The sequence below is a fragment of the Flavobacterium sp. FG68 genome (assembly GCF_057808895.1).
This window is the reverse complement of sequence record NZ_JBMDIY010000005.1, coordinates 38511-50423: the sequence shown is the minus strand read 5'-3', so window position 1 is coordinate 50423 and position 11913 is coordinate 38511. Positions and strand designations below refer to the sequence as shown.

General features: G+C 28.7%; 11 protein-coding genes. All 11 read left to right on the top strand.

Going from position 1 to position 11913, the window contains the following annotated elements; all coding sequences use genetic code 11:
• The first annotated feature begins 52 nt into the window (after positions 1–52).
• The 11 genes from rfbA to ACODSB_RS04630 all read left to right on the top strand — a co-directional run bounded on the left by rfbA (position 53) and on the right by ACODSB_RS04630 (position 11913).
• Positions 53–937, top strand: coding sequence for a glucose-1-phosphate thymidylyltransferase RfbA (gene rfbA / locus ACODSB_RS04680; RefSeq protein WP_488936190.1), 885 nt, complete (start codon positions 53–55; stop codon positions 935–937).
• A gap of 89 nt (positions 938–1026) precedes the next feature.
• Positions 1027–2994 (top strand): polysaccharide biosynthesis protein, encoded by a 1968-nt coding sequence (locus tag ACODSB_RS04675; RefSeq protein ID WP_180860942.1) that lies wholly within the window; start codon positions 1027–1029, stop codon positions 2992–2994.
• Between the two features lie 171 nt (positions 2995–3165).
• Positions 3166–4026 carry an ABC transporter permease gene (locus ACODSB_RS04670; protein WP_488936189.1) on the top strand — a complete coding sequence of 287 codons (861 nt, stop codon included), beginning with the start codon at positions 3166–3168 and terminating at the stop codon, positions 4024–4026.
• A gap of 52 nt (positions 4027–4078) precedes the next feature.
• The gene (locus tag ACODSB_RS04665; protein WP_488936188.1) at positions 4079–5356 is read left to right on the top strand and encodes an ABC transporter ATP-binding protein; all 1278 of its coding nucleotides are present in this window, start codon (positions 4079–4081) and stop codon (positions 5354–5356) included.
• Positions 5357–5410: 54 nt separating this feature from the next.
• Positions 5411–6361: a glycosyltransferase family 2 protein gene (locus ACODSB_RS04660; RefSeq protein ID WP_488936187.1), complete on the top strand. Its 951-nt coding sequence runs from the start codon at positions 5411–5413 to the stop codon at positions 6359–6361.
• A complete protein-coding gene (locus ACODSB_RS04655; RefSeq protein WP_488936186.1) occupies positions 6362–7216 on the top strand; it encodes a glycosyltransferase in 855 nt (284 codons plus the stop codon).
• A gap of 3 nt (positions 7217–7219) precedes the next feature.
• Positions 7220–8161 carry a glycosyltransferase family 2 protein gene (locus ACODSB_RS04650; protein WP_488936185.1) on the top strand — a complete coding sequence of 314 codons (942 nt, stop codon included), beginning with the start codon at positions 7220–7222 and terminating at the stop codon, positions 8159–8161.
• Positions 8137–9189, top strand: a complete 1053-nt coding sequence (locus ACODSB_RS04645) for a hypothetical protein (RefSeq protein WP_488936184.1) — start codon at positions 8137–8139, stop codon at positions 9187–9189. The genes ACODSB_RS04650 and ACODSB_RS04645 overlap by 25 nt, the downstream gene beginning before the upstream one ends.
• Positions 9190–10107 (top strand): glycosyltransferase family 2 protein, encoded by a 918-nt coding sequence (locus ACODSB_RS04640; protein ID WP_488936183.1) that lies wholly within the window; start codon positions 9190–9192, stop codon positions 10105–10107.
• Positions 10100–11023, top strand: coding sequence for a glycosyltransferase family 2 protein (locus ACODSB_RS04635; protein WP_488936182.1), 924 nt, complete (start codon positions 10100–10102; stop codon positions 11021–11023). The genes ACODSB_RS04640 and ACODSB_RS04635 overlap by 8 nt, the downstream gene beginning before the upstream one ends.
• Positions 11020–11913 (top strand): glycosyltransferase family 2 protein, encoded by an 894-nt coding sequence (locus ACODSB_RS04630; protein WP_488936181.1) that lies wholly within the window; start codon positions 11020–11022, stop codon positions 11911–11913. Before ACODSB_RS04635 ends, ACODSB_RS04630 begins: the two co-directional genes overlap by 4 nt.

The following is an 11913-nucleotide window of genomic DNA, read 5'->3' as shown; positions in this document are numbered from 1 at the left end:
TGTTGTTGCATTTAAGCAATAAATTTTTAAAATCTAAAAACTCAAAGATATTATGAAAGGAATAATTTTAGCTGGAGGTTCCGGGACACGTTTACATCCCTTAACACTCGCAGTCAGTAAGCAAATGATGCCTGTTTATGACAAACCAATGATTTATTACCCATTGTCTACATTGATGATGGTAGGAATTAATGAAATATTAATTATTTCTACACCACATGATCTGCCAAATTTTAAAAAATTATTAGGTGATGGTTCTGCTTTAGGATGTAAATTTAGTTATGCAGAACAAGCAATTCCAAATGGTTTAGCACAAGCCTTTGTTATTGGCGAAGATTTTATTGGGAACGATGATGTTGCATTAATTTTGGGGGATAATATATTCTTTGGAGCTACAATGCAGGAATTATTGAGATCTAACACTAAACCTAATGGGGGAGTTGTTTTTGCATATCATGTTTCAGATCCTGAACGTTATGGTGTTGTTGAATTTGATGGAAATTTAAATGCAATTAGTATTGAAGAAAAGCCAGAAAAGCCAAAATCAAATTTTGCAGTTCCAGGATTGTATTTTTATGATAATTCAGTAGTTGAAATTGCTAAAAATATAAAGCCAAGTGCAAGAGGGGAATATGAAATAACAGATGTTAATAAAATCTATTTAGAAAAAGGAACTTTAAAAGTTGGAGTTTTAGGAAGAGGTACTGCTTGGTTGGATACCGGAACTTTTAACAGTTTGATGCAAGCGGGGCATTTTGTTCAGGTTCTTGAGGAAAGACAAGGTTTAAAAGTTGGATGCATTGAAGAAGTGGCATGGAGACAAGGCTTTATTAATGATGAACAATTGAAGAGTTTAGCTTTGTCATTAGTTAAATCCGGTTATGGAGAATATTTGAATGAACTTTTAAAACAAAAGAAAATTGGGGTTAAAATTTAATTTCAAAAAAATTAATAAATTTATAATCCTTTAATTCGTATTTTTGTAAAACAGACAAAGTCTGTTAAAAAATTTAATTAAATCAAAAATTGGATACAGATAAACCAACTAAAATAGCATCCTTTTTGTACAATTCTTTTTCTCCAAGGAATTTGAGAGCAAACATTAATAATCTTAGTTATTTACCAAGGTGGATTATTGTTGCCATAGATGTAATGGTGCTTATTTTCTCATTTACATTTACCTATATGCTGTTTGAAGGTACAGCCCTAGGATATATTATTATTTCTCATGATTTTTATTTTGTTACAAGTTTAATAATTGTTAATGTTTTCTTCTTTTGGCTTTTTAGGACTTATTCAGGTATTATAAGACATTCATCTTATATTGATGCGATAAAACTTTTGTTTTCTCAAATGTCAGTTTTAGTGTTTTTTTTGTTTGTCAATCTAGTTTATGAACTATATGAGGGTGAAAAAGCATTTTTAAATACGGCATTATTTATAAATTTAGTGTTGTCTTTCTGCGGTTTGTTCTTATATCGTGTAATTGTAAAGCAAACTTTCGAATTATATTTTTCAGAAAAAACAAATTCAAAACTAATAAGAACTGTAATTTATGGAACTGATGCAAACGCCATTTCTGTTGCAAATGCATTAAAGTTTGAAACTCCGTCTCGATTTAAAATTGTTGGTTTTGTAGATAAAAATAATCAAAATGCATCGAAGAGAATGCTGGATTTACCAATTTTGATTTTAAGAAAAAAACTTCCTGCTCTAATGCGTTCTGTTGCTGCAGAAGGAGTAATCATTGCGGATAAAAGCTTATCAAAAGATGAACAATTAATTATAGTTGATCAATGTCTTGAATTTAATTACAGAGTATATACAGTTCCTTTGATTTCAGACTGGGAAAATCAAAAAGAGATTTCTCAAAAAGTAAAAAATATTCAAATTGAAGATTTATTAGAAAGAAAACCGATAGTTTTAGACAGTAAGTCGATTTCTAAACAATTGAAAGATAAAACAATCCTTATTACGGGAGCTGCTGGGTCAATAGGTAGTGAAATAGTAAGACAGGTTCTTGGATTTAATCCAAAAACAGTTATTATTTTAGATCATGCTGAAACTCCATTACATAATTTATGTTTAGAAACATTAAGCATGGATACAACTGCAAAAATTGTGGCAGTTATTACAGATGTAAAAAGTAAAAAAGCATTAGAGAAGGTATTTAAAAATTACAACCCGCATGTTGTTTTTCATGCGGCTGCTTATAAGCATGTTCCTTTAATGGAAGAAAATCCATCGCAAGCTATTTTGACTAATATCAAAGGAACCAAAAATTTAGCAGACTTAGCATGTAAATATCATGTGAAAAAATTCGTAATGGTTTCTACCGACAAAGCTGTGAATCCAAGTAATGTTATGGGAGCCAGTAAACGAATTGCAGAGAAATACGTTCAGTCTTTATATTTGAAAAATCAAAAAGAGAATATACCTGGAGTTACGAAGTTTATTACTACACGTTTTGGTAATGTTTTAGGGTCCAACGGTTCTGTTGTTCCTTTGTTTACTAAACAAATTGCAGAAGGAGGCCCAGTAACAATTACACATCAGGATATTATTCGATATTTTATGACTATTCCAGAAGCTTGTCAGCTAGTTCTAGAGGCAGGAGCAATGGGTAATGGTGGTGAAATCTATATTTTTGATATGGGTAAACCAGTAAGAATTATCGATTTAGCTAAAAAAATGATTAAACTTGCGGGATTTATACCAGACAAGGAAATCAAAATAAAAATAGTTGGATTACGACCTGGTGAGAAATTATATGAAGAATTATTAAATGATACTTCTAAAACGTTACCAACATATCATAATAAAATTATGATCGCTCAAGAAATACAAGATGAATATGAAAACCTGCACACAGATATAGATGAATTAATTGGAATTGCAGATTTTTATGATAATGAAGATATAGTGGCAAAAATGAAGAAAATTGTTCCCGAATTTAAAAGTATGAACTCAGCTTTTGAAGTTCTGGATAAATAATTTTTCTACAATATAAATTTAAATTGTAATCAAAAAGGTGTTTTTTTAAAACGCCTTTTTGCTTTTTAATTAAATAATAAACGACTAAAAATCTTGTTAAATCAAAGTGTTTAGAATTTGAGATATTGTAAAATATTCGAACACAATAAAACAAAAATTATAGAAATATAAATGAATGATAATTCTAATAATTGGCTGTTTGAAATCACGCCAAAAAATAAGTTCTTTTCATTAAATTTTAAAGAAGTATGGCAATACAGAGATCTCTTATTCCTTTTTGTAAAAAGAGATATAATTACTGTATATAAACAAACAGTATTAGGGCCGCTCTGGTATTTAATTCAGCCTTTATTTACTTCAATAACTTTTACTATAATATTTAATAATGTTGCCGGTATCGATACGGGAACGGTTCGTCCATTTTTGTTCAATTTAGCAGGAATTACTGTTTGGAATTATTTCACTGCATGTTTAAATGGGACTTCAGATACATTCAAAACTAATGCCAGTATATTTGGTAAAGTTTATTTTCCGAGAATAATTACACCTCTTTCAGTTGTAATTTCAAATTTGATTAAACTGGGAATTCAACTTGTAATTTTTATTGCATTTTATATTTTCTATTATTTTCAAGGAGATAATTTAACTATTAATGGTTCCTTATTCTTTTTTCCTTTTTTGATCATAATCATGGGGATTCTAGGATTGGGATTGGGAATGTTGATTTCTTCAATGGTTACTAAATATCGAGACTTTAGTTATTTAGTAACCTTTGGAATACAATTGCTAATGTACTTGTCTGCTGTAATGTACCCAATGGAACTTATCAAAGCAAAATTACCGGCTTACGGTTGGATCGTAGAATATAATCCACTTGCCTATATTATTGAATCTGCACGTTATATGCTCCTAAATGTTGGGGAAATTTCGATAATAGGATTAAGTTTTACTGTAGCTATTACTATAATAATATTTTTTCTGGGTCTTTTAATTTTTAACAAGACAGAAAAAAGTTTTATTGATACAGTTTAAAATCAATATTTTTGTAATTCATATTTAGATAAATAACAATTAAGAATTATAATTGGAAAAAGATATTATTTTAAAAACCGAAAGTATCTCTAAACAATATCGCTTAGGAGAAGTAGGTACTGGTACATTAAATCATGATTTGAATAGATGGTGGCATCAAATTCGTGGTAAAGAAGATCCATATTTAAAGATTGGTGATACAAATGATCGTTCTACAAAAGCAACTTCAGAGTATGTTTGGGCTATTCAGGATATTAATTTTGAAGTAGTACGAGGAGAAGTTTTAGGAATCATTGGTAAGAATGGTGCGGGAAAATCAACACTTTTAAAAATACTTTCAAAAGTAACGGCGCCAACAACCGGAATAATAAAATCTCGAGGTAGAATTGCGTCATTATTAGAAGTAGGAACTGGATTTCATGGAGAAATGACAGGTCGCGAAAATATCTTTTTAAATGGTGCTATTCTCGGAATGACCAAAAAAGAAATTTCCTCTAAACTTGATGAGATTATTGAATTTTCAGGTTGTGAACGTTATATAGATACTCCAGTAAAAAGATATAGCAGTGGAATGACCGTTCGTCTTGCATTTGCAGTAGCAGCCTTTTTAGAACCGGAAATTTTGGTTATCGATGAGGTTTTGGCCGTTGGTGATGCCGAGTTTCAAAAGAAGGCAATTGGAAAAATGCAGGATATCTCTAAAGGAGAAGGAAGAACAGTTTTATTTGTGAGTCATAATATGGCCGCAGTAAAAAGTTTATGCAGTAGAGGAATTGTTTTGGAGCATGGACAGGTTAAGTTTGATGGAGACATTGAACATGCCGTAAGCTATTATTTAAGTGGAGATTCTGAGATCGCTAATCAAAAAATATTTGGAAGTGATCATGAAAATTTAGAATTTAAACTGGAGAAAATTTCAATAAATGGCAAAGGAAAAAGTTTTAAAGAACCACTTTCTGAAAGTGACGAAATAGATTTAAATACTTCCATAATTATTAAAAATGAAAATGCTCAAAGTTACCATATAACGTACCATTTATATAATGAAATGGGTGAGGCTCTTTTTTCTTTTACGCATCCTAAACATCAAGTCGCTCTTGAATATGGAACTAACGAATTGACTTGTACATTTCCAGCCTCATTTTTTCAATCTGGACAATATTATTTATCTCTTTTTTTAATAAAAGACGAAAGAGAAGCTGCTTTTATTGAAAAAGATATTCTCTCATTTACTATTGTAGACGGCAGCCGCGAACTGGGAGTTTATATGGGACGCGAGCCTGGTTATATCAAACCAAAGTTTGCTTGGGGAAAAAATATTAATAAATAATAACTTTATTATTAGATATAATCTCAATATCTAAGTGAATTTCAACTATTATAAATGGTAAATGAAGATTTCGTTGTTTCAGTCAACATGATTACTTATAAGCATGAACACTATATAAAACAAGCTATAGAAGGTGTTTTAATGCAGCAAACGAATTTTGATTTCGAGTTAATTATTGCAGATGATTGTTCGCCAGACCCTACACCGGAAATAATTAATGACATAATAAAAAATCATCCTCAAGGCAATAAAATAAAATATTTTAGGCATAAAGAAAATATAGGAATGCAGGAAAATGGCATTTTTGCTTTTAATCAATGTACAGGAAAATATATGGCTCTGTGTGAAGGAGACGATTATTGGATAGATCCATTAAAACTGCAAAAACAAGTTGATTTTTTAGAAGCCAATCCTGATTATGTTTTATGTTTTCATCCCATAAATATTTTAAAAAAAGACGGGGAAATTGTGGATGATTTCATTACAAAAATTCCGGAGAATTATGAGACACTAGAGACTTTAGCAAAACTTGGAAATTATATTCACACGCCTTCTGTAGTTTTTAGAAAAGTTATAACCAGTCTTCCTTTTGAATTTAGACTAACTCCAATAGGAGATTATTTTCTTTATATAATTCTTGCTGAATTTGGAAAAATAAAATATTTAGAAGATAAAATGTCCGTCTACAGATTTGACGTTGGAGTTATTTCTAAAATGTCAAACATAGATATTGCGAATAACAATGTCAAAATGTATTCATGCATGATTGGATATCTTAAGAATGAGAATATTAAGAAAATTATTCTGGATAAGCAGATTAGAGTAGTGACTGAACATTACAAAATGATAGAATCTAATTGTAAAGAAACGTTAGAATCAAATTATAGAGATGCTTTTGTATCACGTCATTTTATTTTTATTAAAATTAAAACGCTTCTTATTTATTATAAAAACCCAAAAATGTTTTTTAATAGAATAAAAAGGAAGTTCTTAAAGATCAAATAAATGCTTTCAATAATTATTTGCTCCAGAACAAAACAAATTTCTGAGGAGTTTCATGAGAATATAAAAAATACAATTGGCAGTGATCATGAAATAATTGCGATAGATAATTCAGAAAATAGATTTTCAATTTTTGAAGCCTACAATCTCGGAATTAAAAAAAGTAACGGAGCTTATTTGTGTTTTATTCATGATGATATAAGATTTCTTACAATAGATTGGGGAAAAGCATTAATATCTATTTTTCAATCTGATTTACAAATTGGACTAATTGGTATCGCCGGAACTAAAGTTAAAGGCAAAATGGTATCTGGATGGTGGGATTGTCCTGAAGAATATAGAGTAATGAATATAATTCAGCATCTTAATTCAGGGGGAAGTGAAAAATGGAATAGGGGCTGGAAAAATAATTCTATCGAAGAAGTTGTAGCTATAGATGGTGTTTTTATGGCAATGCCTAAAAATGAAAAAATATCTTTTTCTGAAAAATTCAGAGGTTTTCATAACTATGATTTAGATATCTCATTTAAGGTTAAAAAGAGTGGTAAAAAAATAGTTGTAACCAATCAAATTCTATTAGAGCATTTTTCTGAAGGACAAGTAGATGGAAACTGGGTCAAATCGACATTGAAAATACATAATCACTATAACAAAATTTTACCGCTTACAGTAGAGAATAATTTAAGTGAAGATGAATTAGAAAGTATCGATTTTGAAAACTTTAAAAAAATGATTTATCTGGCTTTTACATATAAAAGGCCTTATTTAGCATTTCGTATTTGGTTTAAGTTTTTTTTAAAACATCCCAAAAACAAGTTTCATAGATATTTTTTAAGAGAATTTATAAAATTGATTTAAAAAATGCTGGCAATAATAATTCCCTATTTCAAGCTTGAATTTTTTGAAGAAACATTACTGTCGCTTGCCAATCAAACGAATAAACAGTTTAAAGTTTATATTGGTAATGATGCCAGTCCGCAAGATTGTTCAGATTTAATAAAAAAGTACAAACAACAAATAGATTTAGTATACCATAGTTTTGAATCTAATTTAGGAAGTATTTCATTAATTCAGCAATGGGAACGCTGTATAGAACTTTCAAAAAACGAAAAATGGTTAATGCTCTTAGGAGACGATGATATTTTAGGAAATAATGTTGTTGAAGAGTTTTATAATTTTATAGAATCAAATGATAAAGAGATTGATCTAATTAGGTTTAATCTTAACGTTATTGATGAGAATGGAGAATTAAAAAGTGAACCATTTGATCATGAAGTTCATGAAGCATCTGAAAAATTACTAGATCAAATGTTTTCAATGAAAGAAACAATAACCGCGAGTGAATTTATTTTTAGCCGAGACGTTTATGATCAAAATAATGGATTTGTGGAATTTCCGCTTGCATGGTTTTCAGATTACGCTACATGGTTGGTATTTAGTAAAAACACAGGAGTTTTTTATATAAAAAAGGCCATTGTATATTGGAGACTTAGCCAGAGCAACATATCTTCTATTGTATCTACAGAGAAAAATATTCAGTTAAAAATAAGAAGTCTTTTTTTGTTTATGTATTTCGTACAAGTCAATTTTAAGATTGAACGTAAAAGGCTAAAAGATTATACTCATGCGCAATTAATTAATTTTTTTGGTAACATATCAGATTTTATAAAAATTAAAATTTTAAGAAAAGAATTTTTTAAGTTCAAATTTAAATTAGCAGATATAATTATCCTCGAGTTTATTTTTGACCGTATTAAGAGAAAAAAAATAAAAAATTTATGGAAGTATTTGTACCGCACCTAAAGGATAGAAATATTTACTTTGATGAAATTATTTATTTTTCAGATTGTAAATTTATTTTTAGCGATTTTAATAGTTATAAAAACACTTATAAAATTGTAAATATTCATTTTCCAGAAGCTATTTTCGATTGGATTGTTCCAACTGATGAACAGCTAAATGATCTTGAACAAAAAATCTTAGACTGGAAAAGACATTCAAAAATAGTTTACACTCTAAACGATATCAAGTCGCATTATGACGATGAAAATAAATTTGCTGATTTATTTAAATTAATACAAAAACATGCAGATGGAGTAATTCATTTAGGGAATTATTCATTAGAAAAATATAAGCATCTTTTTTCTGTAAATTGCCAGCATACTGTTATTTATCATCCTTTATATGAAAGTTTAATTCAAGATTTTGCAATTGCAGACTTTCAGGAAAAATTTCAATTGGATTTAAAAGATAAATATGTTGTTTCTGTAATTGGAGATATAAGGTCAATGGAAGAAGTAAATCTTATTTTTAAAGTTTTCAATAAAATTCCGCACAAAAATAAGTTTTTGATTGTTCCTAATATGTTTCTATTCATGAAACTGCCAAAATTTTTCCCATACCGATTTAGAAATATATATAGAAGAATTGAAGAGTTTTTGTTTTGTTTTCCACTTCGGAAAGAGCAATATTTTTTTAATTTTAAATTTATAGATTATAACTATATGGTTGATTTAGTTAAGAATTCATCATTAGTTGTTATTCCAAGATTAAAAAATTTAAACTCAGGAAATCTGTATTTGGGGCTAAGTTTTGACAAACCAATGATAATTCCAAAAGTGGGGAATTTGACAGAAACGGCAAATTATTTTAATCTTCCATTACTAGATTTGCAAAAGAAAAATTATAAAGAAGTCATTGATGCTGTAAAAGCTTTAGATCAAAAAGCTTTTTTTAAGACTAAAGATTATTTAGAAAAAAAAGAAAGATTTAAAGCCAGTATTATTGCAGCACAATATGATACTTTTTTTACCAAATTGATAAATAATTAAATGGATCCATTAGTTTCTATAATTGTTCCCTGCTATAATCAGAGTCAGTATTTGACTGAAGCACTCGAGTCAATATATAATCAAACTTTTACGAATTGGGAATGTTTAATTATTGATGACGGAAGCATCGATAACACGGCTGAAATTGCGAAATCCTTTGTTGATAAAGATTCCCGTTTTGTCTATTTCTTTAAAGAGAATGGCGGAGTCAGCAGTACAAGAAATTTGGGATTAGAAAATGCAAATGGACAATATATTCAGTTTTTAGATTGTGATGATGTTTTAGATGTTAAGAAACTAGAATTGTCAACCAAAGAATTGGAGCTAGATAAAAATGCTCAAATTGTCATATCTAATTTTAGAATGTTTACAGACGATGTTAAAGCTTCATCTCCTCCGTTTTGTGTTTTAAATCCTGTATATTTTAATCTTGAAGGATTTTTATATGAATGGAATAAATCATTTTCTATTCAAATGCAATGCGGTTTTTTTGATGCTTTATTGTTCAAAGATATTCGTTTTTCTGAGAGTTTATCAGCACAAGAAGACTGGGTTGTTTGGGTAAGTTTATTTAAGACGGGATGTGAGGCAGTTTTTATTGATAAACCATTAGCATATTATAGAATTAATCCTAACAGCAGGATGTCAACCCTTGGTATTGATGACAATAAAGTAAAAGTTTTAGAAAGTTTTAAATCTATTCTTACTTATGATGAATTCTACAAATTTACTTTTACTTTGATTTCAAGAATTTACCAGTCAAATGAAGAGGTTAAAAAAAGACTGAAAGAAGTTAGAAGCTCAAATGCTTATCAAACAGGCTTAATGATTAAAAAGATTCTAAAAAAAATGGGGCTGTTAAACGTTTCAAGATCTTTTTTTAAAACAATACTTCGATTTAAAAAAAATAATGGCTAAACTTACTATAATTATACCAAGCTATAACCATGGCGAATTTTTAATCGAAAGATTAGAAACTATTTATAATCAAACATACAAAGATTGGGAAGCAATTATTATTGACGATAAATCAACAGATGACAGCGTAGCAATAATTGAAAAATTTCTTAAAAACAATCCTGATTTTAATATCAAGTATTTTATTGTAAATGAGAATAATTCAGGAAGTGGTTACAATTCTTGGAAAAAAGGTATCGAAATGGCCGAAACAAAATATATCTGGATAGCCGAGACAGACGATTATTCTGATGTAACTTTTCTGGAAGAATTAGTCTCTGTTTTAGAATCGAATGAAGAAGTTTCTTTGGCTTTTTCTGCCAGTCATTATGTTGAAAACAATAAAATCACCTACGATTCATCAAACAGAACAAAAGATTTAAACGTTAATAAAAACGAATATAAAGTAATAGATAAAAGTGTTTTCTTTAACAGAATGCCATTTGATACTTATATAACAAATGGAAGTTCAGTTGTATTTAAAAAACCAAACGTAACTATACCCGATACAATATTTACAAACAAACAATGTTCTGATATTTTTTTATGGTCGTATTTATTAGAAAATAATTCGTTTGCATTTTTAAATAAAAACCTAAATTATTTTAGAAGGCATGTTGGGTCAACATCTACATTTTTACAAAAACATAAATTGGAGAGTATTTATCATGAAAATGCTAAATACCTGAATCTTTTTAAGCAAACGCAGAAATACCGCCAGTTTATTAATCATTATATTAAATACTATATCTGGAGTCATAAAAAAGATTTTTTAAACACTTCGAGCGTTCGAAAAATACAAATTGATAAAAACTTAAGGCTGTTATACTTTCTTGAATTAATTCGTTTCACAGTATTTAAACTTTTTAGAAAATGAGTATTTCTCCCTTAGTATCGGTTATTATTACAACTTACAACAGGACTTATTACTTAAAAAAAGCTATAGACTCGGTTTTTAATCAGACTTATAAAAACTTAGATGTTATAGTAGTTGATGATGGAAGTATTGGAGATGAAAATCAGAAATTATGTTCGAAATATGAGTTTATTACCTATCTAAAAATCAAAAATTCCGGTGGTCCTTGTAAACCTAGAAATGTGGGTATAAAGATTTCAAAAGGAGAATATATCATTTTTTTAGACGATGATGATCTTTGGGAACCTAATAAAATAGAAATACTTCTTGATGTATTAATAAAAAATCCATCATTTGGATTAGCACATCATTACTGTAAATTAATCGATGAAAATGATAATGAATTAAATCGATATGTAGGTAAGCCGGGTAAAATTGAAGACAAACATGGTGATATATCAATGAAAATGATTGGAAACTACACAGTTAGTGATTATCCTCTTACTCGGGCAGAAATTATTAGAAAAGTGGGCTTTTTTAATGAAAAAATGATTGCAGCTGGTGAAGATGTTGAATATTGGAACAGAGCCTCATTTTTCACGAAATTTTATTACGTTGATTTGCCACTCACAAAATATCGTATACATTCTTCAAACAATTCAAAGATTAACGAAAAAGAATATTTAAAATTAAACCTCTTCAATAAAGAGTTTATAACTGAATATAAAAACAAAGGAATTATTCCAAAAAAAGACTATCCCAAATATATCCAGAAGCTGGTACACAATCAAATAAAGATGTTTAAATTAAACTATTTTAAAAGTTTAGGCATCTTAAATAAATTAGATTCTTTTTGGTTTCTCAACTGGAAAAATTTAAAATTATTTATTTTTATTTTAATAAAAAGATAA

What these genes read in the sequence shown, in the direction of transcription:
- ACODSB_RS04650 (WP_488936185.1), top strand. Translation starts at nt 7,220, where the DNA reads ATGCTGGCAATAATAATTCCCTATTTCAAGCTTGAATTTTTTGAAGAA.
- ACODSB_RS04655 (WP_488936186.1), top strand. Translation starts at nt 6,362, where the DNA reads ATGCTTTCAATAATTATTTGCTCCAGAACAAAACAAATTTCTGAGGAG.
- ACODSB_RS04660 (WP_488936187.1), top strand. Translation starts at nt 5,411, where the DNA reads ATGGTAAATGAAGATTTCGTTGTTTCAGTCAACATGATTACTTATAAG.
- ACODSB_RS04630 (WP_488936181.1), top strand. Translation starts at nt 11,020, where the DNA reads ATGAGTATTTCTCCCTTAGTATCGGTTATTATTACAACTTACAACAGG.
- ACODSB_RS04670 (WP_488936189.1), top strand. Translation starts at nt 3,166, where the DNA reads ATGAATGATAATTCTAATAATTGGCTGTTTGAAATCACGCCAAAAAAT.
- ACODSB_RS04635 (WP_488936182.1), top strand. Translation starts at nt 10,100, where the DNA reads ATGGCTAAACTTACTATAATTATACCAAGCTATAACCATGGCGAATTT.
- rfbA (WP_488936190.1), top strand. Translation starts at nt 53, where the DNA reads ATGAAAGGAATAATTTTAGCTGGAGGTTCCGGGACACGTTTACATCCC.
- ACODSB_RS04645 (WP_488936184.1), top strand. Translation starts at nt 8,137, where the DNA reads ATGGAAGTATTTGTACCGCACCTAAAGGATAGAAATATTTACTTTGAT.
- ACODSB_RS04640 (WP_488936183.1), top strand. Translation starts at nt 9,190, where the DNA reads ATGGATCCATTAGTTTCTATAATTGTTCCCTGCTATAATCAGAGTCAG.